25 protein-coding genes are annotated in these 25,323 nt (G+C 51.7%); 10 read left to right on the top strand and 15 right to left on the bottom strand.

The features are described from left to right. Positions 1-26: 26 nt before the first annotated feature. Entirely contained in the window at positions 27-1,205 is a 1,179-nt protein-coding gene (locus tag JNUCC32_RS26025) for a YhgE/Pip domain-containing protein (RefSeq protein WP_192570255.1), read from the bottom strand. A 168-nt stretch (positions 1,206-1,373) separates the two neighbouring features. Between JNUCC32_RS26025 and JNUCC32_RS26020 the strand changes: the two genes are divergently transcribed. Continuing rightward, complete coding sequence (locus tag JNUCC32_RS26020) at positions 1,374-1,985, top strand: TetR/AcrR family transcriptional regulator (protein ID WP_096775684.1); 612 nt, start codon at positions 1,374-1,376, stop codon at positions 1,983-1,985. Between the two features lie 77 nt (positions 1,986-2,062). Here JNUCC32_RS26020 and JNUCC32_RS26015 read toward each other — a convergent pair whose 3' ends face one another. Beyond that, complete coding sequence (locus tag JNUCC32_RS26015) at positions 2,063-3,112, bottom strand: NAD(P)/FAD-dependent oxidoreductase (protein ID WP_096775683.1); 1,050 nt, start codon at positions 3,110-3,112, stop codon at positions 2,063-2,065. 324 nt (positions 3,113-3,436) lie between these two features. Here JNUCC32_RS26015 and JNUCC32_RS26010 point away from each other — a divergent pair, with 324 nt between their 5' ends. Beyond that, complete coding sequence (locus JNUCC32_RS26010) at positions 3,437-4,312, top strand: ABC transporter ATP-binding protein (RefSeq protein WP_192572728.1); 876 nt, start codon at positions 3,437-3,439, stop codon at positions 4,310-4,312. 336 nt (positions 4,313-4,648) lie between these two features. Here the strand turns inward: JNUCC32_RS26010 and JNUCC32_RS26005 are convergent, their stop codons facing one another. Together JNUCC32_RS26005 and JNUCC32_RS26000 are read right to left on the bottom strand one after the other, a co-directional pair. Further along, a complete protein-coding gene (locus tag JNUCC32_RS26005; RefSeq protein WP_096775681.1) occupies positions 4,649-6,199 on the bottom strand; it encodes a BCCT family transporter in 1,551 nt (516 codons plus the stop codon). A gap of 125 nt (positions 6,200-6,324) precedes the next feature. Beyond that, positions 6,325-6,666: a winged helix-turn-helix transcriptional regulator gene (locus tag JNUCC32_RS26000; protein ID WP_192570254.1), complete on the bottom strand. Its 342-nt coding sequence runs from the start codon at positions 6,664-6,666 to the stop codon at positions 6,325-6,327. A 168-nt stretch (positions 6,667-6,834) separates the two neighbouring features. Between JNUCC32_RS26000 and JNUCC32_RS25995 the strand changes: the two genes are divergently transcribed. Continuing rightward, entirely contained in the window at positions 6,835-7,194 is a 360-nt protein-coding gene (locus JNUCC32_RS25995) for a YybH family protein (protein WP_267132920.1), read from the top strand. A gap of 85 nt (positions 7,195-7,279) precedes the next feature. On the opposite strand, the gene JNUCC32_RS25990 is transcribed toward JNUCC32_RS25995, so the two are convergent. The 5 genes from JNUCC32_RS25990 to JNUCC32_RS25970 all read right to left on the bottom strand — a co-directional run bounded on the left by JNUCC32_RS25990 (position 7,280) and on the right by JNUCC32_RS25970 (position 12,116). After that, the gene (locus tag JNUCC32_RS25990; protein ID WP_090909696.1) at positions 7,280-8,257 is read right to left on the bottom strand and encodes a ring-cleaving dioxygenase; all 978 of its coding nucleotides are present in this window, start codon (positions 8,255-8,257) and stop codon (positions 7,280-7,282) included. 207 nt (positions 8,258-8,464) lie between these two features. Next, a complete protein-coding gene (gene def / locus JNUCC32_RS25985; protein WP_192570252.1) occupies positions 8,465-8,983 on the bottom strand; it encodes a peptide deformylase in 519 nt (172 codons plus the stop codon). Between the two features lie 4 nt (positions 8,984-8,987). Next, on the bottom strand, positions 8,988-9,230 hold the full coding sequence (locus tag JNUCC32_RS25980) for a helix-turn-helix domain-containing protein (protein ID WP_036659432.1): 243 nt from the start codon (positions 9,228-9,230) through the stop codon (positions 8,988-8,990). A gap of 152 nt (positions 9,231-9,382) precedes the next feature. Then, a complete protein-coding gene (locus JNUCC32_RS25975) occupies positions 9,383-10,327 on the bottom strand; it encodes a DMT family transporter (RefSeq protein ID WP_176502503.1) in 945 nt (314 codons plus the stop codon). A 277-nt stretch (positions 10,328-10,604) separates the two neighbouring features. Continuing rightward, positions 10,605-12,116 (bottom strand): copper amine oxidase N-terminal domain-containing protein, encoded by a 1,512-nt coding sequence (locus JNUCC32_RS25970; RefSeq protein ID WP_228468826.1) that lies wholly within the window; start codon positions 12,114-12,116, stop codon positions 10,605-10,607. Positions 12,117-12,339: 223 nt separating this feature from the next. Between JNUCC32_RS25970 and JNUCC32_RS25965 the strand changes: the two genes are divergently transcribed. The 4 genes from JNUCC32_RS25965 (at position 12,340) to JNUCC32_RS25950 (ending at position 16,830) form a co-directional block, all read left to right on the top strand. After that, positions 12,340-13,029, top strand: a complete 690-nt coding sequence (locus tag JNUCC32_RS25965) for a response regulator transcription factor (RefSeq protein WP_096775675.1) — start codon at positions 12,340-12,342, stop codon at positions 13,027-13,029. Next, positions 13,026-14,030, top strand: coding sequence for a sensor histidine kinase (locus JNUCC32_RS25960; protein WP_192570250.1), 1,005 nt, complete (start codon positions 13,026-13,028; stop codon positions 14,028-14,030). Before JNUCC32_RS25965 ends, JNUCC32_RS25960 begins: the two co-directional genes overlap by 4 nt. Before the next feature lie 99 nt (positions 14,031-14,129). Continuing rightward, entirely contained in the window at positions 14,130-14,891 is a 762-nt protein-coding gene (locus JNUCC32_RS25955) for an ABC transporter ATP-binding protein (RefSeq protein ID WP_113057894.1), read from the top strand. Further along, the gene (locus tag JNUCC32_RS25950) at positions 14,881-16,830 is read left to right on the top strand and encodes an FtsX-like permease family protein (protein ID WP_192570249.1); all 1,950 of its coding nucleotides are present in this window, start codon (positions 14,881-14,883) and stop codon (positions 16,828-16,830) included. The genes JNUCC32_RS25955 and JNUCC32_RS25950 overlap by 11 nt, the downstream gene beginning before the upstream one ends. A gap of 80 nt (positions 16,831-16,910) precedes the next feature. Here the strand turns inward: JNUCC32_RS25950 and JNUCC32_RS25945 are convergent, their stop codons facing one another. The 6 genes from JNUCC32_RS25945 to JNUCC32_RS25920 form a co-directional block, all read right to left on the bottom strand. Next, entirely contained in the window at positions 16,911-17,396 is a 486-nt protein-coding gene (locus JNUCC32_RS25945; protein WP_192570248.1) for a DinB family protein, read from the bottom strand. A 164-nt stretch (positions 17,397-17,560) separates the two neighbouring features. Next, entirely contained in the window at positions 17,561-18,793 is a 1,233-nt protein-coding gene (locus JNUCC32_RS25940; RefSeq protein ID WP_192570247.1) for an MFS transporter, read from the bottom strand. Continuing rightward, positions 18,786-19,214 (bottom strand): MarR family winged helix-turn-helix transcriptional regulator, encoded by a 429-nt coding sequence (locus JNUCC32_RS25935; RefSeq protein WP_192570246.1) that lies wholly within the window; start codon positions 19,212-19,214, stop codon positions 18,786-18,788. The genes JNUCC32_RS25940 and JNUCC32_RS25935 overlap by 8 nt, the downstream gene beginning before the upstream one ends. Before the next feature lie 306 nt (positions 19,215-19,520). Further along, positions 19,521-20,855, bottom strand: coding sequence for a D-arabinono-1,4-lactone oxidase (locus JNUCC32_RS25930; protein WP_192570245.1), 1,335 nt, complete (start codon positions 20,853-20,855; stop codon positions 19,521-19,523). Continuing rightward, positions 20,852-22,039: an amino acid deaminase/aldolase gene (locus tag JNUCC32_RS25925; protein ID WP_192570244.1), complete on the bottom strand. Its 1,188-nt coding sequence runs from the start codon at positions 22,037-22,039 to the stop codon at positions 20,852-20,854. The genes JNUCC32_RS25930 and JNUCC32_RS25925 overlap by 4 nt, the downstream gene beginning before the upstream one ends. Before the next feature lie 137 nt (positions 22,040-22,176). Beyond that, positions 22,177-23,454 (bottom strand): BclA C-terminal domain-containing protein, encoded by a 1,278-nt coding sequence (locus JNUCC32_RS25920; protein WP_267132919.1) that lies wholly within the window; start codon positions 23,452-23,454, stop codon positions 22,177-22,179. A 415-nt stretch (positions 23,455-23,869) separates the two neighbouring features. Here JNUCC32_RS25920 and JNUCC32_RS25915 point away from each other — a divergent pair, with 415 nt between their 5' ends. The 3 genes from JNUCC32_RS25915 (at position 23,870) to JNUCC32_RS25905 (ending at position 25,310) form a co-directional block, all read left to right on the top strand. Continuing rightward, entirely contained in the window at positions 23,870-24,040 is a 171-nt protein-coding gene (locus JNUCC32_RS25915) for a helix-turn-helix domain-containing protein (RefSeq protein WP_228468825.1), read from the top strand. 80 nt (positions 24,041-24,120) lie between these two features. Further along, positions 24,121-24,609 (top strand): RNA polymerase sigma factor, encoded by a 489-nt coding sequence (locus JNUCC32_RS25910; protein WP_096775667.1) that lies wholly within the window; start codon positions 24,121-24,123, stop codon positions 24,607-24,609. After that, positions 24,606-25,310, top strand: a complete 705-nt coding sequence (locus JNUCC32_RS25905) for a zf-HC2 domain-containing protein (protein WP_192570243.1) — start codon at positions 24,606-24,608, stop codon at positions 25,308-25,310. The genes JNUCC32_RS25910 and JNUCC32_RS25905 overlap by 4 nt, the downstream gene beginning before the upstream one ends. Positions 25,311-25,323 lie beyond the last annotated feature (13 nt).

Raw genomic sequence — 25,323 nt, 5'->3', positions numbered from 1 at the left:
CACTGCTTAGTCGCCAACCTATTCTATTAAGAAGCGGCCATCGATTTTCTTGGGTCTGAATGACTCCCTTTTTTGAATGTCGAGGCCAGCAGCAGAACAAGAAAACCTCCGGCTATGAACCACATTACCGCGGAATGCGAAGAAGATGGCGCGTACCCGTCAAAATACATCACATCCCGGAGAGCGGAAGCGGCAAAACGCAGCGGCGTCCAGGAGTACAGCCAATCCTGCGTCGCCTGCGGCAGAAACTCCGGCGCCATATTGAGAAGCGGCATCGAGAAGAACATCAGGAGCACCAAGATGCCCATGGCCGGTAGCCCGATCCAGTTCAACAAGGTCGACTGAAGAAGGAAAAATGCCGACCCGGCCAGCCACAGCATCAGCCATACGCTGCCTCCGTTCGCAAGCTCCATGCCATACCAGGAGGAAGCCATCCATACCAGAAAACCGGAGACCAGACCCGCCAGCAGCAAACCGGCAGCGCCTTGCAGCACAATCGCGATTCCCCTGCTGCTGCCGTCATTCACTGCTTTCTGCAGCGCCTGGAACAGGAACACGCTAAGGATCAGGCAGCCGATCCATAGAATCTGTATCAGCATTCCCGGCGCATTGCCGCTTGCGTGGTTCGCACCTACAGGATGAACGACTTCCTCATGAACCTCGAACGGGATGAGCAGAGCCTGCGCGGTTGTGACCGGCAGCATATCCGTCTGCGAGCCGATCATGGTCAACGCCTGCTTGGAGAGCTCCGCTCCCGCCATTTTCATCGCTTGCCCCAGCATCTGTCTCACCGCAGTGGATGCCTGCGTGCTCATCCCCTCATTCGCCAGCACCTGCACCACAGCGGGCTTCGGAGCAGGCGACTGCAGCGACAAGATGCCGGCGCTTAAGTCCTCAGGCAGCACAAGGGCGCCGTAATACTTCTGGCTGTCGAGCCCTTCCCGCGCTTCCGCTTCCGAATTCACGATCTCCCAATGAATGGGCAGCTGCGAGTTTGCCTGCAGCATTCCTTTCATCATGTCACCGACAGCGAGGGTTTCGCCGCTTGGCAACTCAACCGGCTGATCCAAGGCGACAAGCGCAACGGGAAGCGACTTCGGCTTCGCTCCCGCGATCGACCCCATCATGGCTACGCCGAAGATGGCCAGCACCAGAAGGACAGCCAATGCGCCGATCCATAGCATTTTTTGTCTTAAGAACCCCATATCCACCACTCCTCGTTAATGAACAGACTGTTGATTAATGATCACAGCGTTAATTATAATGAAGGGAGTGATTTGTTCAATCATCAGCTTTCAGCGGAGTGTTCATTACTCATCAGTGTACGAGCCTTCTGTTGATTAAGTCTTCACATTCGTACTGGGGGGAATTCCTTGACAAAAAAGACGGATCGCCGGCAAATCCGGACCAATCAGCTGTTGCGGCAAACCCTGTTTGAACTTATGGAGGAGAAACGGATAGATGCCATTACCGTGACCGATATCGCCAATCGCGCCAATATCAACCGTGGTACCTTCTACCTGCATTATCGGGATGTGCCGGATATGCTGGATAAGATCAAAGAAGAGGTGCTTCAAAAGATTGAGAACATCGTGGTTCATATCGATCCCAGGGATTCCAGGGACTATGCGGAAAAGGGAGAGCCTTATCCGGCGTCAGAACAAATATTCGAGGAGCTCGTCCGGCATGCCGACTTCTTCAAGGCTATTGTCGGCCCGAATGGGGACATTTCCTTCGTTCGGCAATTCAGGGAGTTCATGAAGGAGCATATGTTTGCCAAGCATGCGTTCAGAATGCCCACAGGCGGGAATCAGATCATTCCGAGCGATTACCTGATCGCGTATATGATCTCCGCCAATATCGGCTTGGTCATACACTGGATCGAGTCCGGGATGAACAAGTCCGCAAGAGAGATGGGCATCATGATGACGCAGCTGATCAACTACGGCCCGTTGATCACTTCAGGGATTACCCAAAAACAATAAGGGCACGCAAAAAAGAGAAGCGGGGATTCCCTCGCTTCTCTTCTATCGTTAGATGCATGTATACACATGCCCGTGTTCTAATTGATCAATTGCTTCACTAATTCGCGATTGCGCTCCTTGAATACCTCGTTATGCGAAGAGACCATCGCGTACTTCCTGGCATCCGGCTCAATGAACTGCTTCGCGCTGTTCACCGCGTTCGCGGCATCCTGGAAGGCGCCCGCAATCAGGTGCAGCTTCCCGTCAAAATGCAGGATGTCGCCGGCAGCATACAGTCCCGGTATGGAAGAATTACAGCTTGCGTTGCCCGCGATATAGTAGTCATCCACCCGGTGAATATCAAGGTTGCTGTTCTCCAGCAGCGACATATCCCGTTCATAGCCATGGTTAATGATGACCTCGTCTACCGCTAAATAGGAAACTTCCCCTGTGGCATTATTGGTCAATTCTACCCGCTCAATCACCTCATGATTATCCGAAGCAATGAGCTTCGTGATCGATGTATTAAGATGGCAGGTCGCCTTACTGTTCATCAGCTGCTCGACCTGGGCTTCATGGCCTGACAATTCGTCCTTGCGATAGGCCAGGTAGACCTTCTTCGCCACAGGCTCCAGCTCGTTCGCCCAATCTACGGCTGAATTCCCTCCGCCGGACACAATGACGGTTTTGCCCTTGAAATGCTGCAGGGACTTCACGGTGTAGTTCAGGTTCGACACCTCGAACCGCTCGGCGCCTTCAATCTCCAGCTTCTGCGGATTCAAGATGCCTCCGCCGACCGCCACGATGACCGTCTTGGACAGATGCACGCCGGAATTCGCGGTATGTAATTCGAACAGTCCTTCCTCATTGCGGGCGATCGATTCAACCTTCTCGTTTAACAGCACTTCGGGATTGAACGTCAGGCCTTGCTGAACCATTTGCTCGATCAGCTTCGCGCCCGGAATCGGCGTCAATCCGCCGACGTCCCATATCATTTTCTCCGGATACACGTGAACCTTTCCGCCAAGCATGGGCTGATATTCTATTATCTTGGTTTTCATGCCACGCAGTCCACTATAAAAAGCGGAATACAATCCCGCTGGTCCTCCGCCAATAACCGTTACATCAAATATCTCATTCCCACTCATGCGTTTCACTCCCGGTCTATAAATTAAAAGGCTGTTTGTGATCACCTTGTAACGTAAATGATTATCATTATCAATTAGTATACGTTGCCTTTGCCCTTTTTACAATCAAACATTTAGAAAAAATTCATTTTGTCACAATTTCGCCTAGATGTAGGCCTGTAATATTCCACTGAACTATATATGGGTATTTTTCGGCTTAAACATGAATATTATTTGAAATTTCCATTAAGATATTTATTGACAACGGTGCGGCCTCACATTATATTTATGGATGAAATTGAGAATCATTATCGTTTGATAGCTAACTACTCTGGAGGTGAAATGATGATTCGCCTAAGTACAGATCGAATAAGCGTCGGTTATGGCGAGAATCTGATATTGAATCGTCTTAACGTAGATATTCCCGATAAAAGAATCACGACCATCATTGGGCCTAATGGCTGCGGCAAATCCACTCTTTTGAAGGCTGTTACCCGCATCATTCCTTATCAATCCGGTGCAGCCATTCTGGACGGGGAAGAAATCGCCAAGATGAACACCAAGCTTCTGGCGAAGAAGCTGGCCATTCTGCCCCAGACTCCGGAAGGACCGGGCGGATTGACGGTTGGCGAACTGGTATCCTACGGGCGCTATCCCCATCAGCGCGGTTTTGGCCGCTTGACCAAGCAGGATATGGACGTCATCGACTGGGCACTCGAGGTTACCGGCACCCAGGATTATAAATACCGTTCGGTGGATGCCCTGTCCGGCGGACAGCGCCAGCGGGTATGGATTGCGATGGCACTCGCGCAGGAGACCGAAATGATCTTCCTCGACGAGCCGACCACGTACCTGGACATGGCGCATCAGCTGGAGATTCTGGAACTGCTCGAGAGGCTCAATATCGAACAAGAGCGGACCATCGTCATGGTTCTGCACGATTTGAACCAGGCTGCCCGATTCGCGGATTACATTATCGCAATGAAGGATGGAGATATCATTCAGGCCGGCGATCCGGAATCCGTCATTTCGCACGAAGTATTAAAGAAAGTATTCCATATCGACGCAGAGATCGGCCGCGATCCGCGCACGGCGAAGCCGATCTGCATCACTTACAATTTATTAAAAGGGGAAAAAGAGGACATACTCAAAACGGCGGAGCATAACGACAACTACGAAGAAGCTGCTCACCCCGTTTATCGTACTGCTGTTCATTCCTAGCGCTTGCGGCAATCCCGGAACCATTACATATGAGTCCGAGAACGGCCCCTCTTGAGGTACCCGCCAATTCGCCGCGCGTGAGATTGTGTTATCCTCCAACGCGGGCGATCTGCTTGCACTCGGGTCAACATGGATTTACGGATACTTTATGCCGAACTTCCAAAGCTCTCATTGCACGCCCGCGGGTGTGATGGGGGCTTTTTCGATTCTGTGTTATATGGGTTTGGTTATGGCTGCTGTCATATCCGGGCTCATTTTCATAAAAATAAAGAGGACACCGCATGAGTGCCCTCTTGAATCCAATTCTTCTGAACTTTGCTGTACCTCGCGCTTGTCTCACTTCTTCCCACGGTTTGCTGCCTCTTCGAGACGGCGAAACCGTTTCAGATCGGCTTTGCGAATCGGAAGCGGCTCTCGGCTCAGCAGTTTCACTACCGCAACGATCATCAGAAGCAGCAGTACGGTGAACGGCAAAGCCGCAATCAGCGAAGCGGTCTGTAAGGCTTCAAGGCCACCTGCATACAGCAGGACGCCGGCAATGGCTGCCATCAGCGTGCCCCACACGATTTTTGCCGTTTGGGGAGGGTTCAAGCTGCCATAAGTGGTCATGCTGGCTAATATATACGTTGCCGAATCCGCGGACGTTACCAGGAACGTCAGTATAAGTATAATCGCCAGCACGTTCATGACGGAAGCGAAAGGCAATTGGTTGAACAATTGGAACAGCGCCGACGTGACATCCGCGTTAACGGCTGCCGCTATCCCGGTGTTCTCGTGCAGGTCAAACCAGATGGCCGTTCCGCCGAACACGGCGATCCAGAGACAGGCAATGACCGGCGGTACAACCATCACGCCCACAATGAATTCGCGAACCGTTCTCCCCTTGGATACCCTCGCCACGAAGGCTCCCACATACGGCGACCAAGCAATGGCCCACGCCCAGTAGAATATCGTCCATTCCCGTACCCATGTGCCTTCCGCATAGGGTTGGAGCCTTAAACTGTACGAAACGAAATTCGTAATGTAGTCGCCAAGCGCTAATGTGAACGTCTCCAAGATGAATACGGAGGGTCCGCAGATAAACACAAACAATAAAAAGGCTAGCGCCATCCCGAGGTTCAGGTTGCTTAAGTATTTAATCCCCTTGTCCAATCCCGTCGTCGACGAGATCATGTAAGCGACAAAAATAATCCCCAGCATCAATAACTGCAGCCCTACGCCATTGTTAATTCCCATAATGGTATTCAACCCGCCGCTCATTTGCAGAACGCCAAGTCCGATCGAAGTAGCGATACCCATGACTGTTGCAATGACCGCCAGGATATCAATCACATTCTTGACGCTGCGCTTTGAACCGGTAACAGGCTCCAGCGCGGTAGACACCAGCCCATCCTTCTGCTTACGGAACTGTAGAAACGCAATCACAAGCCCGACTAGGGCAAACACGGACCATTGACTTATCCCCCAGTGAAAAAAGGAATAGCCCATAGCCACGCGTGCCGCTTCGACGCCTTGTGCTTCGACGCCTCCGAAGGGCGTCTTAAAAAAATGGCTCATGGGTTCGGCCACGCCCCAAAACACCAGCCCGACACCAAATCCTGCGGAGAACAGCATGCCGATCCAGGTGAAGAACGGGTACTCGGGCTTCTCCTTATCTCCGCCAAGGCGAATGGTGCCGTATTTGCTGGCCGCAACCCAGATCAGAAATATGATAATCGCAAAGATCGAGAGCATATAGAACCAGCCGAACGTATTCGTCGTAAATCTGTACAGATACCCTGCCACTTCACCGAAAGCCCCGGGCTTGACGGCCCCCAGAATAGCCAACACGGCAATAATGACAGCTGATACCGAAAACACGATATTCTTCAGTAAACTTCCTTTCACAAGCCCCACCTCAGCAAATAAGTCATCGTTTTCCCATACAGTATTTGTATTTAAACCAGAATTGATGTACTTAATCGCTGAACGCGTGCTGCATCGGGTACTCATCCGATCAAAGCTATCGTTTGTTATTTCCCCTTAGAATCTTGTTGAGATCCGATATACTGCTGGCCCAGAATGACCATCTGCTCGAGCACCGCTTCAAACTGTCGGCCAAACATCGTTATCGAATACTCCACCTTGGGAGGCAGCTCATGAAACACCGTCCGCTTCACAATGCCGTTCTCCTCCAACTCCCGTAATTGCAAGGTCAGCACGTGACGTGATACTTCAGGTATTCTCCGGTGTAGCTCACCGAAACGGCGGGTTTCCTGAAACAGCTCATATAGTATTCGAGGCTTCCACTTTCCGCTAATCATGTGCAGGCCGACTTCAGCCGGACACCCGAAACTCCCATCCTGATAGGGCATATTGCTATTCCTCAACTCCCTTGGTCATGAATAGATGACTAGGTCACCATATTCTGCGTACTTACCATGGCTTTCTTTTTCAGATAGGCTATTGATTATCATCTTACAGAAAGAGGAGATACAATGAAACCATCAAATCCTTCAAAACCAGTCCGGAGGCCGGAAGATATGAATGCAGCTTTTGCAGACGCGTATAATAGCGGGGATATCGATCAACTGCTGGCACTGTATGAACCGAACGGCGTTCATGTCCACCGAAACGGAAGCCTGGAAATCGGAATCCATTCCTTCCGCCATACGTTGGAGGAACTGCTGCGGCTCAAAGGCGCCATGGTCTCCACCAATGTATACTGTATCCCGTTTGAAAATATCGCTATGCTGCGCGCTCGGTTCACCCTGCAAACGACCGACCCGGATGGCCAACCGCTGGTGCTGCAAGGACATACCTCCGAGATCGTGAGACAACAGCCCGATGGAAGCTGGCTGTACATCGTGGACCATCCATTCGGTTCGGATACATGGGAATGACCGTAAGATCCGTTATTTCGGTGGCACAAAAAAAGCAATCCGCCCTTGTCACGAACAAGCGGATTGCTTCTTGAGATTCATTGCATCATTCCTTCACGAATTCCTTCGTGCTGCGCACCGTATCGATCGGGCGAACCATGCTCTCGATCTGCTCGCGCTTCGGCTCCAGGAATGGAGGCAGGGACAATTTTTCGCCCAGCGTTTCATACGGCTCATCCCCCATGAAGCCCGGACCGTCGGTGGCAAACTCGAACAGAATTTGCGGCGCGACGCGTGCGTACAGGGACTGGAAGAAATAGCGGTCGACAAAGCCCGACGTATGGAATTGGAAGTCGTCCAGACGCTTGATCCAGTGCTCCAGCACCGAACGGTCCTCTACCCGGAAGGCCGCGTGGTGAACGGTACCGAAGCCCTGCTGGGCCCGTGGGAGCACGGCGTTGTACTCGACAACCACCTGCGCGCCGTTGCCGCCTTCACCAACCTCAAACAGATGAAGCGAGCCTTCCTTGCCGATTTCCTTAAACTGAAGCACCTTCTCCATCACTTCTTTGAAATGATCGAAATTGGACACCCGCACAAAGACCGGGCCAAGTCCTGTAATCGCATGCTCCAAGGGAATCGGCCCCTTCTGCCAAGGCGTTCCCGAAGCCACGCCTTCATTGTTCTCGTCGGAGATGAGTTGATATTGCTGATCGTCGAAATCAACAAAAGCGAGCGTTTTTTTGCCGAATAACTCTTGAATGCCTTGATGCTTCACGTCCATCCGATCAAATCGCTTGACCCAATATTCCAGCGCCGCATCGTTAGGAACACGGAACGAGGTTTTGTAGATCTCGTCCGTACCGTGTCTGCCCTTCGGAATACCCGGGAAGTCGAAGAAGGTCATATCCGTGCCTGCACTGCCCTTGTCATCCGCAAAGAACAGATGGTATGTCTGAATATCGTCCTGGTTAACCGTCTTCTTCACGAGCCGCATGCCCAGCACATAGGTGAAGAACTCGTAGTTCTTCTCGGCACTGCTCGTAATGGCTGTTACGTGGTGAATTCCTTTTAATCCGTTCATAGTTAAACGCCTCCGTCTCTTATATTGTAAAGTGTGTGTCGAATCTGATTCATTTATTATTTCGATTTAAAACATCTTTAATTTAAGATAATAATATCACGGCTTTCCTATTCCGTCAAGCATCAACATTCTCAGCCATAACCAATAAAAAACAGCCGGACATCAGATCCGGCTGTTCTATTCATTTCGCCCTTGGTCTCTATGGACCTATGAGCCTGTATTGGATAAACCAATGACGGGCAGCAGCTCGATGCGTCGATGCGTCTCCTCATGATACAACCATCCATCCCGAACATGGTCCACAAACAAAATGCCGTTCAGGTGATCAATCTCATGCTGCATGCATCTGGCCAGGTAATCCTCGCCTTTCAGGATTACCGTCTCGCCTTGCCGGTTCAATGTCTTCACCGTCACTTTGTCGGATCTCTTCACGTATCCGTAGTAGCCCGGATAGGAGAGGCACGCTTCAGGGCCCATTTGTTCCCCGTTCATCTCCACGATTTCAGGATTAATCAGTTCGATCAGCCCTTCTCCGCAGTCCATGACAATAAGCCTTCGCAAAATGCCGATTTGCGGTGCTGCAAGGCCGGCGCGCCCATCGCTGTCGTACAGCGTCTCGACCATATCATCCAGTATCTTTAATACTCTGGCATTCACGGAATCGACCGGCCGGGCCACCTTGCGCAGGATGGGATCGCCGAATGGCACAATAGGTTTTACCGTCATTCACTTAAGCCCCCTTAGTTTTGGAAGGAGGTGTATGCACCCATAAGTCACTTGGAGTACACTCTAAGGTTGTGCAAAGGGCATCTAACGTCTCTGCCTTCATCTGCCTGGGCTGGTTCGTCAGCAATGCGCTAATGGAAGCAGCCGACAGGCTGTAATCCGCCTTCTCTTTCATCAGCCGCGCCAAAGCCGCTCCCGACCATATCCCTCTCTCTGCCATCACGTTACGTAACATCCATTCGAGCAAAGGGTCACCCTCCCGTTCATCAAAATATTAGCTCACACCTAATTTTATTAGGTATTGCCTAATATCTCAAGCCCATTTCTTTGGGGTTTGACAACAGTGGTGCTCTAGAGGTCCTGATGATCCTTCGCTTACACTTATTCGGAAGAGATATTTTAAGCAGGCTTGGATTCGTTCCGGGCCAGCTGTTTCTTAGCGTTCCCGGCTCTTCCTGCAAGGCTGGTCCCGATCACGCCGACAATGACGAGCGCTGCTCCGATGACATGATAGTAAGCCAGCTTTTCATTCAAGAAGGCGACGCCTCCAAAAATCGTGACCACGGTAGCCAGATTGTTAAAGATGCCCATCCGGGACGCCTCGATCTGGGACAAGGCATAGTTGGACAGGAGCGATGTTCCCAGGGAGGACAAGACGCCGAGATAAAGAACCGCCCACACGAAGGATGAGTGCATAAACGGGTCAAAATAATGGACGAGCGTCCCTTGCGCCGCATGCTGAGCGACCGACATCAGGTTAAACAGCACGAATCCGATCATCGACATGATGAAGGTGATATCCAGTACCGACTGCTTCTGCGTCATCCTGCGGGCCATCACGCTGTAAACGGCATTGGATAGCGCAGAGAGCAGAATCAGCACAATTCCGAGCGTGCTCGATTGCTCGAAGGACACGCCTTTTAACACAAAGATGGAGATGATCCCTGTCACCGACAATACGGTAAACAGCTTTTGTGCCCAGCTGGAGCGCTCCTTCAAGAACAGCGACGCCAAGATCAGCGTAAAGATCGGTACGGTAGCGTGGATAATTCCGGCCTCGGCCGAACTGGTATAGACTAACCCGAAGGTTTGCAGCGTAAAGAACAGGAACGGATAGAATATGGCCAGCGGCACGATGGTCAGCAGCCGTTTCAGATCCATCGGGACCTTTCTGCGGGCGATGAGGAGCCCCAGCGATGCGGCTAAGAACGAAATGGTAAACCGATGCGCCAGCGTATCCAGCGGGTTAGCATGGACCAGCGCCAGCTTTACGAACATAAACGAAAAACCAATGATGGCCGTATATCCCAAAGCGGCGGCATAGGCACGGCTTGTATGCGGTATATTCATGATTGTGTATCTCCTTCATCTTCTCTTTTTTATGTCTAACCTAGAGGGCCGGTGCATTTGTTACTTATCTTACGGCAGGAAAGACTTCGTTACGATTTGAAATAACGCTAACTGTACCGGTACAGTTAGCGCGATGAAGGAGGGTAACAACAAAAAGGCTGTTTCCCGTCATCCGGGGATGACGGGAAACAGCCCCGTTATATATACTTCAACTTGCATTCTTTCATAACAGGCACCGGCGTTGCCGACCCCGTTATCGATATAAAAACCGTTAATCGCGTTCGACCGAAATCCAGCCATCGCCCTCGAGATGAAGCGTTGCGCCGAGCGCTTCGGCCATAAACCGGAGCGGAACGTAGGTAGATCCGTTGCTATGAACGAATGGCGCTTCCGGCAGCGTCACGCTTTTACCGCCAACGCTGGCTTTTTTGGAGCCTACGGTCACCACGATTTCTTCTCCCGTCAAATCATTGATGACTATAATTTTATTCGAGCCTTTGGTCCACTTCACTTCGGCATCCAGTTGATCTGCCAGGTAACGGAGCGGAACGAAGCTCTGATGGTTCTTCTTGATGGCGCCGTATCCAAAATCCTCGTTCGAGATATTCAAATACATCGACTTTTGGGTGATCTTCAGATCATCCTTCAACACGTTGTAGATGAGGGAATCCTTCTCGAAGTTCCGCAGCACTTGACCCGGCGTCACGGATTCATTCAGGACGTCCAGCACGCCTTTGGACGTGTCGACCTTATTGGCTTTCACTGCGCCGCCGATATTCCAGACCTCACCTTCGGAATACACCTTGAAGGACTTTAATGGCAGGTCCTCGGATGCCGGAAGCGCGACGGTCAGCTCCAGCGCATTCTTGCGCGTATTCAGCTGCTCGTCGAAGTAATAGTCCAGTTTGAGGATCGTATCCTTGCCGAAGACGGTTTCGGATCCCGGAAGCTCCTCCAATAACTGCTCCTTCTGTTCATCGTAGTTCTCCGTAAATTCGGTCAGTGCGCCATGCACCATCTCGTAGAGCGACGCGACGACCTCTTCCTTGGATTCCTGCGGCAGGAGTTCAACGTCTTCGCCGTATGCCTCGCCGATGCTGGTTATCATCGGATAAATGGCGTCATAACCATCACCGATTACCTGCTTCAAGCCGGCTTCGTCTTTAAGCAGGCTTTCGGCGAAAGGCTTAACCATGTTCAAAATCTCTTCGCCCGTAAGCTCCATCTGAAGATGCGTCAGGTTCAAGCTCTCTCCGTTCACCTTCTCCTGGACCGGCTTCACCGAAACTTTGGACGGGTTCGGGAAATGCTTCAGCACAAGTCCTGCCGCCTTCTTCACGACATCTTGAATCGCCTGCTCATACTGGCTGGTGTCCGGCATTCCCGGAACGGTTGTATCCATCGACAGATAGAACGGCTGCTTGGCGCCGTCCAATTGAATCGCCATTCCCTTGGCATCCATGGACAGATGAAGCGGAATCTTCTTGTCCGAATAATGAACGCTGCCTTGAATGGACACCGTATTGCTATCCTCCACGATGGCATGGTCGATATTCAAGGATAAGGAATTAATAAGATCAATCGCTTCTTTATCTTCAGACGATAGGGCCTTGTCCGCAGGCACCACCTCGAATCGAATACTTGCGCTGGATTCGCTGGATTTCACATCAAGACTGGTCAGCATCGCCTTGTTGATATCCAGTCCCCCGACGGCCTGACATCCTGTCATAACGACCAACACGGCTGCAATGAGTAAGGTCAACCATTTGAACTTCTTATACATTTTGATATTCGTCCCCTCCCAGGTCATAGGCTCATTTCTATTATGGGAAGGTAGGAAATGTTTGTAAATAGGTATTTAAGCCTCGTCATGTATGCACATGGGAAGGCGCCTCAAGATAGCATATATCGACTTTTTGCTATACACTGGGGAATGAAAATCATGACGGAACAGCGCACATTCATGAAGTGCGGTTTGAACAACCTTTTAAAGCGTGGTGAATCTCTTGTTTAAAATTATGCTGATCGAAGACGACGTGACCCTGTTCCATGAAGTGCAGGAGCGTCTCTCGCAATGGTCGTATGACGTTTATGGCGTCCGCGATTTCAGCGCCGTACTCCAGGAGTTCACGGCGATTCAGCCCGACCTGGTCATTATCGATATCCAGCTGCCGAAATTTGACGGGTTCCATTGGTGCCGAATGATTCGTTCCCACTCCAACGTCCCGATTATATTCCTGTCCTCCCGGGATCATCCCACCGATATGGTGATGTCGATGCAGCTGGGCGCCGACGATTTCATTCAGAAGCCGTTTCACTTCGATGTCCTGATTGCCAAAATCCAGGCCACCCTGCGCCGGGTATACAATTACAACACCGAGCGGACCGAGCTGAGAACCTGGCGCGGAGCCACCGTCGAATTCGGCAAAAATACGATAAGCAGCCCTCAGGGCACCGCTGAACTGACAAAGAATGAAATGTTCATTCTGAAGATCCTCATGGAGCGGAAGAACCAGATCGTCAGCCGGGAGGACCTGATCAAGAGCCTTTGGGACAACGAGCATTTTGTCAGCGATAATACGTTAACGGTCAACGTGAATCGTCTTCGCAAGAAGCTGGAGCCCTTGGGACTTGACCCTTACATCGAAACCAAGGTGGGACAAGGTTACATCGCCACGGAAGAGGCCCACGCATGATGATGGCCTATATCCGGGAACGGCTAAGCTGGATTCTGTTATTCGTGTTCTTGCAGGTGATGCTTCTGTTTATAGCCGCGGTGGACGCCCAAATCCCGTTCCTGCCCATCCTCTATATCGTGTTTCTGTCGACGCTGTTCTTCCTGGTGTTTCTGTTCGTCAGATACAACCGGGAAACCAAGTTCTACAAAAGTCTCCAGGCATGGGACGACACCTACGACTTAGCCGCCATCAGCGAGCCGGAGCACCCCTTTGAGGCGATTGCCATGGACATGCTCTCCCTGCAGACCGAGCGTTTCAAGAAGGAATCCTCCATGCGCCTGATGGAGATGCAAGGGGAGAAGGACGAGCTGTTATCCTGGATTCATGAAGTGAAGACGCCGCTCACCACGATGCAATTGATGATCGAACGCATGGAAGACGAAACGTTGAAAGCGCAGCTCCAGTATGAATGGCTCCGCATTCACCTGCTGCTTGACCAGCAGCTGCACCAGAAGCGCATCCCTTTTATTCAGAACGATCTTCTGATCGAGGTGTCCGCCCTCGAGCCGATCATCTTTCAGGAGATCCGCGGGCTCAAAACCTGGTGCATGCAAAAGGGCATCGGCTTTGACGTTTCCCTGCAGGCAGCGGAAGTGCTGAGCGACGCCAAATGGCTGGGCTTTATCATCCGCCAGCTGTTGACCAACGCGGTCAAATACAGCTCCGCTTCGGACATTAGCATCGAGAGCGATCTCGTGGCCGACCATGTCAGACTCATCATTCGGGATGCCGGACGCGGCATTGATCCGAAGGACATGCCCCGGATTTTCGATAAAGGCTTCACGTCCACCACCTCGCATCAGGATAGTGCCGCAACCGGCATGGGGCTCTATCTGACGAAAAAAGTAGCCGAGGCCTTGATGATCCGGATCCAGGTAGAATCAAAGCCGGGCATCGGCACAACCTTTACCTTGATCTTTCCGAAACGGAATGATTTCGTAAGCATTACCGGCATGTGACAACAATGTCACATGCTTTTGCTCTTTGTTCGGCGAATCGAAGGAAAAGGGCCCTCGACTCCTTTATGATAAGGACAGATAACAAAGGAGTGAGTGAAATTGGCAATTCTTGAAGCAAACCAAATTCATAAAAGCTACGGCAACAAATTCAATAAACAGGAAGTGCTGAAGGGCATCGACATCCGCGTGGACAAAGGCGAGTTCGTCAGCATCATGGGCGCTTCGGGCTCCGGGAAAACCACGCTGCTGAACGTGCTCTCCTCGATCGACAAAGTGAGCCTCGGCAGCATCAAAATCGAGGGCAAAGAGTTTACGGGCCTCAAGGAGAAGGAGCTGGCCGAGTTCCGCAAGCATCATCTCGGGTTTATTTTCCAAGAGTATAACCTGCTGGATACGCTGACCGTCAAAGAAAACGTCCTGCTGCCGCTCTCCATTAAGAAGGTTTCCAAAAAAGAAGCCGATCAGAAATTCCAAAAAATCGCGACCGAGCTTGGCATCTACGAACTCAAGGATAAATATCCGAACCAAATCTCCGGGGGACAGAAGCAGCGGACCTCCGCGGCCCGCGCGTTCATCCACGATCCGAGCATTATTTTTGCGGATGAGCCGACGGGAGCGCTGGACTCGAAGTCCGCATCCGATCTGTTGAACAAGCTGAGCGAATTAAATCAGAAGATCGACTCCACGATCATCATGGTTACCCATGACCCCGTAGCGGCCAGCTATTGCACCCGGGTAGTCTTCATTAAGGACGGACAGATCTACACCCAGCTGAACAAGGGTGAGCAATCCCGGCAGGCCTTCTTCAACGACATCATCAAGACTCAAGGCGTGCTAGGCGGTGTTCAGAATGAACATTAATTATCTGATCTACCGGAATTTGAAGAAGAATATCAAGAACTATTATCTGTATGTATTTGCGCTGATCTTCAGCGTGGGTCTGTACTTCGCGTTTGTCACGCTGCAATATGATCCCGCAATGGATGAAGCGAAAGGCTCCATTAAGGGAGCTGCTGCGCTTGGAGCCGCCTCCGTGCTGCTCGTGGCCATCGTGGCGATCTTCCTGCTGTATGCCAACACGATTTTCATCAAACGGCGCAGCAAGGAAATCGGACTGTTTCAGCTCATCGGACTGACCAAGGGCAAGATCTTCCGGATCCTCAGTGCGGAGAACCTGATTCTGTACTTCGGCTCCATGGTCATCGGCATCTTTGCCGGCTTCGCGGCTTCGCGCTTAATTCTGATGATCCTGTTCAAGGTGACCGGCGTAGACACCGAAGCAGCCCTCTCCTTCTCGACCGAGGCGCTCATCCAGACCGTGATTGTGTTTGCCGTCATCTATGTGCTGATCATGATCATGAATTATACGTTCATCAAAAGGCAGAGCATTCTCTCCCTTTTCCGCGCGGTATCGACGACCGAGAACCAAATCAAGAAAATGTCCTTCGCCGAAATGCTGTTCGGCCTGCTCGGGATCGGACTCATACTTCTTGGCTACTATGTGTCGACCAAGCTGTTCAGCGGAGATTTCACCACCATGAACGAGCTGTTCATGGCCATGATCCTGATCCTAGGGGCGGTGATCATCGGGACTTATCTGTTCTATAAAGGGTCGGTCAGCTTTATATTCAACGCGATTCGGAAGAGCAAGGGCGGTTACTTGTCCCTGAATAATGTGCTGTCCCTGTCCTCCATCATGTTCCGCATGAAATCGAACGCGCTGCTGTTAACGATCATCACGACCGTGTCCGCACTCGCGATCGGACTGCTGTCTCTTAGTTATATTTCGTACTATTCCGCCGAGAAATCGGCCGAGCAGAGCGTGCCCAATCATTTTGCGGTAGGGGATCAGAAGGATCTCGCCGCATTTACCCAGGCACTTACAGATGAAGATATCGAATTTAAGAAGACCGAACGGGACGTAATCCAGGTGAATGCGGACCTATCCGATATTATCGGGGCCAGCCTGGAGGTATCTGGGCAAGTGGATTCCAGTTCCATGATCATCCCGGTAATCAGTGATGCCAGCGTGAAGGGCAAGGATGTTTCCCCCGGTGAGACGCTGTTCACGGGATACAGTGACGCGATCCAGCAATTCATGGCGATTCAGACCACAGGGGAAATTGAGCTCATAAGCCCTAAACAAAGCTTTAAGCAGAAGCTGATCGGTTTGGACAAGGAAGCCTATGTATCCTATTATTATGCAAGCGGCGGGCTACCGACGGCGATTGTGGACCAGACCGTATTCGATCAGCTGGTTCAGGATCTGGATCCGAAGATCCAGAAGAAAACCAATGTCTATCACGGCATCGATATCGTGGATCCGATCGCCATGGATCAGGCGAATCAAATTTTTAAAGATCTCGGCATTAGCGAGCGAACAGGGAACCTCTCTCAGGCGGAAATGATCTTCAATCAGAAGAGCAATATGGGCTTGATGATGTTTATTGTGGGATTCCTGGGACTCACCTTCCTGATTACTTCAGGATGTATCCTGTACTTTAAGCAGATGGACGAAGGCGAAGAGGAGAAGCCGAATTACACGATCCTTCGAAAACTGGGATTCACTCAAGGGAACCTGCTTACGGGGATTCAGATCAAGCAGCTGTTCAACTTCGGCATACCGCTGGTCGTCGGCTTGTCCCACAGTTACTTTGCCGTGAAATCCGGCTGGTTCTTCTTCGGAACCGAGCTGTGGCTGCCGATGGTTATGGTAATGCTCCTGTATACGGCGCTGTACTCCATATTCGGTTTGTTGTCGGTCATGTTCTATAAACGGGTAATTAAAGAAGCGTTGTAAACGAGGTGCATGGTTGGGCCCAGGGATGATTCGGGTACCATCCATGCATTTTTTCGTGCGCAGGCGTGAAAAAAACGCGGTTACCATTCCAACGGGCTGCAGTTCTTCTGCAGCTTCCGGATATACACGATTTGACCGATATGATAAGCATTGTGCGTGGCCGCATTACTCACCAATTCCCACCACTTGGCCGGTACTGGGAATCCGTTCACTTCCTGCTCAAGCTTGGCCGCCGACAACAGCTCCTGCCATTGAAGCAAAACCTCAAGCAGCCGGTCCCTTAACTCGGCAAAAGTCGCGTTATCCGGAATCATGAAGCTATTATGGTTGTCTCCAATCGAAGGTATGGCATCGACTTGCGATTCGCGGTACCGCGTCTGCCACGTTTCGTTCCAATACAACAGATGCTGTATGATCTCTGCAATGCTGTGGCTGCCATTGGCCGGCGTCCAAAACGCTTCGTCCTCCGTCAGTTCCTCCACGGATTGCTGGAACGGGACGTGCCAGCTGGGATCGTTCGCGTTCGCTAACAGCTGATTCATTAATACATCATTTGCATGCGCCATGGGTCATTCACTCCTTCATGCGCCCTGTAATGGGCAGCATCACAAATCATGACTAATTTTACTATAGGATGAAGCCCTGTGATTCGCAAAAAATGATTAAAATCATTCTTTCTCGGCTCGTCCCCAAGTAAAAAAGACTGCCTTGAAGGCAGTCTTTCATTGGTTTAAATCGTTGATGAATGCACGATCGCATGTCCGTCGTTCCCGTCGTTTTCTTTTTTCCCAACCAGGATATGATAGAGGACGATTCCCGCGGCTAGCAGGACCGCCATCGCGATATACATGCCCCGGAAACCGACAAGCGGCGTCAGGAAGCCGAGTATAAAGGGGCCAAACCCGATGCCCACGTCCACGAAAATATAAAAGGTCGATGTCGCAAGCCCGATCCGGTGCGCCGGCGAACGCTTAATGGCCAGGGCCTGAGCACTGGACTGCGACGTGCCGTAGCCCAGACCGACGAATACGGCCGAGAGCAGCAAGGTCAGGCCCTGATGGGCTTGGCTGAGCAGAACCATCCCGATCGCAAACGATAGAATGGCCGGGTACATCACCACATTGGCCCCTCTCTGGTCAAACCAGCGACCCGTGAACGGTCTCGACAGAATGACCACAATCGCATAGACAATAAAGAAATAACTTGCCACTTGGGCCAGACTGATCTGCCCGGCAAAAATCATCAGGTACGTTAAAATGCTGGAATACCCGAACCCCATGACAAAGCTGACCAGCGAAATCGGCACCGCCTTCGGCTCAATAAAGTTGGATAGCTTCAACCCTTGCAGATCCTTCTTCTGCTCCGCGGTCAGTTTCAGTTTCGGTATGTTCATAAAGAAAGCCGCCAGCAGCGAAAGCACCCCTAGTGCGGCGCACAGCGTAAAGTTTGCCATCATCGAAGCATGCTCGTTAATCATCAGGCCGATAAAAGGGCCAATTGCCGAAGCGATAATAATGCTCACGCCATAGTAGCCTGTACCCTCGCCTCTTCTCGAATTCGGAATCAGGCTGGCCGCAATCGTGCCTGTTGCCGTTGAGGCAAGGGCGAAGGCGATACCGTGAAAGAAACGGACAACGAGCAGCACGCTCAAGCTGTTTACGACGAAGTACAAACCGATGAGAACGCTGAAGGCGATCAGACCGGTAAACAGCAGTTTTTTGCGGCCGACCCGCTCTATGATGCTGCCTCCGACCAACCGTCCAATCAATGCGCCGACGACAAAAATGCTGGAAGCCAGGCCAGCCATTCCCGTCGATGCGTGAAACTCATTCTTTGCATATGAGGACATGATCACCACTAATAAGTAAAAACATAAAAAGAGCAGGAAATTGACGCCGAACACAATCAAAAAGTCCTTGCTCCACAATCGTTCTCGCGAGTCTGCTTGCTCCAAGTTAATCACCTTTTCTAATAATGTTGTCCCTGACCGTCTCCATCACGCGGATGACCGCCCTTTGATCCTCTTCAGAAACGCCTTCCATAATCTCCTGTTCATATTGGTCAAATATCTTGCGAATTTGCAGGAAGACGTCAGCTCCGGCCTTGGATAGCTGAATGCGCTTCTCCCGTTTATCCCGCACCGGGATTTGCTCCACATAGTCCAGCTTGATCAGCGCGTTGACGGTTCGGGTGACGGTGGGCTTCTCCACGTACAGCATTCTGGACAGCTCCACCAAAGTCATCGACTGATAAAAATCCAGATAGTACATGATGGACCACTGGGCATAATACAGGTTGTAGTCTTCGAGCTTACGATTAAGCTCATTGACGAAAGGGCGATACAACGTAAAGTATTTATGAAAAAAGTGTCTGTGGGCGTCCATTCGAGACCTCCGTTCAAATTAGTTACCTTGGGTAACTATTTATTGATTATAAAGAAGATCCTTCTGCTTGTCCATCCGGAATGGATTTCCAAATCCAAGTTCGAACTGATGCGGACGGCATACCGACGCTTATTCTCCCTGTTTAGGAATGGCTCTATTCACGTTTCTGCCGCTTATTACAAGTAGCGGTGGACAAAAAAATCGCCCTGGGGCGATGGAAGGTGGTGCTGCCATCTCAAGGGCGATTCGAACCAGGTATGCGATCTATGCGGCAATTTCAATTGGGTATCAAATCTGTTGTGAATTCTATCCAATATCACTGAACGAATCGGAAATCGGCCCGGATACATCAAGCAGTCTGCCCGTATAATCGCTCAGCAGGATACCGTCCGGGTCCAGCTCTTGCCGAACCGCGCGGAATGCTTCCCACATGGGATACAGCTCCTTCAATTGAGCAGCTTCGAGATGATGCATTTTTCCCCAATGCGGCCTGCCGCCGTACCGCAGGAAGATGTGCTCCATCGCACTGAAGTAATCTTCATACGGCATGCCTTTGTACATATGGATCGCAATATAGGCGGAATCCCGGTCGTAGGCGGGGCTTAACCAAATATCATCGCCCTTGGCATAACGGCATTCTACGGGGAAATGCACATGGTACTTGTTTCGCGACATTTCTTCACGCATCTCTTCAATGACCGCGTTCATCGACTCCGCGGGAATGTTATACTCCATTTCGTTGAAACGAACGAGCCGCCGGGTCGCGAATAACCGGTGACTGTAATTCACTTTGCGACCCAGCGGAACCTGCGACGCCGAGAGACGGCTCACATGCGGGCTTGCTTTGGGCAGCTTGCGGCACAGCTCCGAGATCAGACCAAAGAAGGTGTTCTCCACCAACACGTCGCTGATATAATCCTTGATCCGATGCTCCCTCACCTCTTGGTCCGTCTTGTTCATCAGCTTGATCTGGCACGGCTCTGCGTAAGGAAACCAATAAAACTCGAAGTGACGGTTCTCCTCCGCCAATCGCGCCTGCTGTTTCAAGCATTCGCCGAGCGGTATTCTCCGGCTTTCATATTCGATTTTGTAAGCCGGCTCAAGCCTCAACGTCACTTGCACGATAATGCCGAGCGTACCTAAGGATACCTGCAGCGCCTTGAACCAATCGGGGTGCGACTCCCCGCTGCACTCCAGCACCTCGCCCGTACCGGTGACCACCGTCATTCCGACAACCTGCGTGGATATATTCCCGAAGGCCCGGCCCGTACCATGCGTCCCTGTACTAATGGCGCCGGCAATGGACTGAACATCAATATCCCCCAGGTTCTCCTGTGCCAGCCCCTGCCGAAACAACAGCTCGCCCAACAGCTTCAGCTTCGTCCCTGCCCACACGGTGGCGGTTCGGGCTTCGGCGTCGACATGGACCAGGCCCTGCATCCTGTCCAAGGAGATCAGGCAGTCCTCGGATGCCGCAATGGGGGTAAAAGAGTGCCCTGAACCGACCACTCGCAGTCGCCTGCCCTCCTGCCGGCACATCCGGACCGCTTTTTCGACTTCCGCTATGGAGGCAGGATACAACACCGTTCTTGGATTGGCTCGTACCGATCCCGACCAATTCGACCACTGGACCTGCTTCATAGAAAACACTCCCCCATTCCGCGATAGGTTGCATATTCGCCTACGATACGGCCTTGCGAGACCGCATACAGCACCTTGAACCGTTCGCACAGCTCGCCGGCCTTCGCATGGCGGAAGAACACCGGGTCTCCCAGGCCAAGCTCCACATGGGCAGGCAGACGCAGCGGCGTCTGCACTTCCCCGGCCCCTTCAAGCGGGAACAGCTTCAATCCCGAAGGCAAGTAAGGCTTCGCCAGCTTATCCTTGTCTGCCGTACCCGATGCCGTGTAGCCTCCTCCCATGCAGGTCACGATCCCTGCCTTCGGGATGCGAACCACCTCTACGGCATAGGCCGCTGCCGGCTTATAACGGAACGAGGCATAATGATCGAACAGACCCGGCGCATAGAAGCCTGAGCCGGCCGTAATTTCGGTTACCCAAGCTTCCTCCCGGGAGCTGTCCAAACTTCCGGTTCCCCCTGCATTCACGAAGCGGAGCCGAAGGTCCATGGCGGCAAGCCGCTCCACGGCTTCTTTCCTCCGCTTGGCCGCTTCAACGATGGAGCTGCTTTTCAGCCACCGGACCATGATATTCTTCATATGCTTACCGTTTGCGTTATCCCCAACGCCTGCTACCTGCGCCTCGTACCCCATGATGCCGTCCAGGTGGAGCCATGGAGAGCGGATAATCTGCTCCACTATCGGGTACATGCCCTCCCACGAATGGACGGGCGATCGCCATACACCGAAGTGCAGACCTGGATATTGGACCGACATATCCACATCGATGCATAATGGAATCACGGTCCGCTGTTGTTTGGCGAACTGTTCGATGTGCTCGACATGCTCCACGCTGTCCACCATGAAGGTAATGCTGCGACCTTCGCCGACCAGATTCACGATGGAGCGAATGGCTTCCGGCTGCCACTGCGGATATCCCAGCAGCAGATCGTCAAAGCCCTGTTCCGCCAGAAATACGGCCTCCGCTGCCGTATAACACATGATTCCTTGAAAGATCGGGTTCGAACGAAGGAGACGGTTCAACACGTCCACGGAGCGGATGGACTTGCTGGCCAGCCGCACTTTCTTACCCCCAGCCGCTTGTGCAATCGCCTCGGCATTGTCGTCCAGCATGTCCAGATCCACCAAGGCGAACGGCTTCGGAATCTCCGCGAAAATCTCTTTATAATACTCGTATGTCGACACCCCTACATCAACACCTTCCCGTTTCCCTCACGCCTATGCCACATGATATTCTCGAAGGTAACGGATTATCCTTCTGACATACAACCATCCACTCAAATAAAAATAGAGCCCAGCCTACAGTTGGCTGGACCCGATTTTTAATCGGCTAATTTGATGATCGTTAAGGAAGCGCCGTTGCCTTGTGCAAGGGTAGCAGCACCTATAACACCATACAATTGAAGATTAAGCGCATCGCCTGCAATCAATTGTTCTATAAATTGGGCGTGAAAATGCGACTTTGACTTAATTGGAACTTCGTCACTCTGCATAATTGGGATACCATTTCGAGTAATCCTTGAGCCCATAAGCAAATCTGACGTTAAATTAATCGTGTAAGAAATATAGTAAGTCCCTGTTTCATGAACCGTAAAAGACGATGAAGCTCCACTTATTGCGATTCCTGCCACTCTCGGATTGTCTGGCAGCGCAACAGGGGTTCCGCCAAGAATCACTGCCATAACGCTCCCCGACGTATTCCCTGCATATGCATAAGTTCCTGTAGAACTCCCTCCCGCAGGTCCAACAGGCCCCGCTGGACCTGCGGGACCTTGGGGTCCCGGAACTCCTTGTATCCCTTGCGGACCTTGCGGTCCTACCGGGCCGAGGTCGCCCTTATCGCCCTGGATTCCCTGAGGTCCAGGATCGCCTTGATCCCCCTTTTCACCCTGCGGACCTGCCGGGCCTTGTTCGCCTTGATCCCCCTTATCGCCTTTCGGACCCGGGGCTCCCGCGGGGCCTGGATCGCCCTTAGGCCCGGCTGGGCCAGCTGGGCCTTGGGAGCCCGAAGATCCTGAAGACCCGGACGGACCTTGCGGACCTTGGGGCCCTTGAGGCCCCTGTGGACCCTGCGGGCCCATTTCGCCTGGGTCGCCTTTTGGACCCTGCGGGCCTGCCGAACCCGGCTGCCCCTGCTCCTGAGTTCCCCCGCCACTGCCATACGCAATGCTAACCAGCTGCTTTTGTTGGTTCCACTGCACCTTAGCCCCAAACACTTCCGCCAAAAAACGAAGCGGAACCATCACCCTGTTATCCAACAGTCTGGCAGGCTGGTCCAGCTTCACTTTTGTGACGATAGTGTCGTTTCTCACCGTAGCCACATCACTGCCCAGAACCAGCTCGGCAGAGACATCGCCTCGAACGGCTGTGATCTTCTTGGCAGAAGCATCCCACCGAATGGACAGGCCCAATATTTCGGTTACATGCTTAATGGGCACCAGCACTTTGCCTTTAACCATAACCGGGGCAACATCCACAGGCTTGGTTATCCCGTTGACTTGCATCGTGATGCCTGCCGCTTGCGTGACGGGTGCGATCGCTAAACTCAAGGTGAGCAACATTGCTGCCGCAAAATACAGCCGTTTTTTCTTCAACACCATTACCTCCTTATCGATCATGGAATAATTAATTTATCGGTCGAACCTACTCGCGAGTTAATATAAATAATTACACGAGAATCATGGATTTCCTGTGTACGATCGCGGAATATTAAACATTTTTTGTTAATTCCGGCCTAAGCAAAAAAGGATGAGGAATGCCCCCACCCTAAGTAAAATCCATTTATCATACGAATTTCATGTCCATTTCCTTCTGTATCTTCTCATTGCTCTTATCATAGCAGTTGATCGTATAATGAGAAGGACAATTGTCCAGTTGAGAAGGGAGCGCAAAAGAAACCCATGAAACGACTTCATGATGCAGCATTGTTCGAGACGTTCCTGTCCAATCCCAGATTGAAGCCCTTATCGAATGCCTGTTCATCGGGCTGTCGTTTGATTATTTAGGCAGCATGAAATGACGAACGCCCGCTTTACCTCCACCTTGCTTGGCACCACGCACCGACACTTGAATAGGGTAATGCATGCCTTCGCCCAAAGGGGGATCCTGGAACGAAACGGACAGACTCTCCGCATTCTGGACTGGAACGCGATGGAGACGGCCTCGAACGGCATCCGCTATGAGTAGATCGCCCGGCCGAAACTTTTTTCGCGGATTATTGTAACGAATCGGCCATGACCCGGTCATATAGGCAAGGAGGTGAACAGGTGACGGATTTGCACCAGATCTACCATCAACACTTTCAAGACGTGTATCGGTTTCTGCTGTCGCTCAGCAGAGACGAGCATGTTGCGGAAGAACTCACGCAGGAGACGTTTTTCAAAGCGCTGAAGCATATCGATTCGTTTCAAGGCACATGCAAGCTGAGCGTGTGGCTATGCCAAATCGCTAAACATACATACTTCTCCTATCTTGATAAACAAAAGCGGTATGAGCCGGCCCCGCAGATCGACCACGGCAGCGGTCAGGATATCGCATGGCAAACCGTGGAAAGGGCTGAGGCTTTTCGCATCCATCAAATCCTGCACCGGATGGACGAGCCGTATAAAGAGGTGTTTACGCTGCGAGTGTTCGGGGAATTGTCTTTTGGCGAAATCAGCCGGCTGTTTGGAAAAACCGAGAGCTGGGCAAGAGTCACCTTCTTTCGAGCCAAGCAAAAAATCCAAAGCCTGTACAAGGAGGGGAATCAATCGTGAGCCGAATATCGTGCGAGATTATTCAGGATTTGCTGCCTTTGTACCATGATGATGTGTGCAGCGCAGACACCAAAACCTTGGTAGAAGAGCATCTGGCGGATTGCCCGGCTTGCCGGGAGGTGCTGAGCCATATGAGCTCCCCAATATCGCTGCCCACCCAAACGATGGAGCAAAACAAGGATGAAGGAGCCGGATTGAGGCAAGTTGCGGCCCAGTTGTCGCGCACCAAATGGATCTCGTTTACCAAAGGTCTATTGATCAGCTGCTTAGCAGTCGGTCTCTTGTTCCTGGCATATGCGGGTCTGTTCGAATGGAACATTACAAGCGTGCCGACCCGCGTGATGCAGGTATCCGATATCAGCCAGCTGAAGGATGGGCGCATTGCTTATCACGTGAAGATGACCGACGGCTATAATGTTAACCAAGCCAGCTACGATACGGATGAGGAAGGAAACTTCTATGTGACACCCAAGCGTCCCATCATCAAATCTAAAAAATTCGCGGATATGGGACTGTCCAATATGTACTATACGAACGATATTGAAGAACGAAATGCCTACGAGAAGAGCTTTGGCGACGGCGTTCAGATCAAGGCCCTCTATTTGGGGACGCCGGATGACCGGGTTCTGATCTGGGAACAAGGCATGGATCTGCCGCCGGCAAGCGAGTCCGTCGAGATGCAGTTCAGGAGCGACGAATAAGTATATTTTTAAT

The sequence above is a fragment of the Paenibacillus sp. JNUCC32 genome, assembly GCF_014863545.1.
GTDB classification, from domain to species: domain Bacteria; phylum Bacillota; class Bacilli; order Paenibacillales; family Paenibacillaceae; genus Paenibacillus_AQ; species Paenibacillus_AQ lautus_A.
Note: the sequence above shows the minus strand (reverse complement) of the source record. Positions and strands in the feature narration are given on the sequence as shown.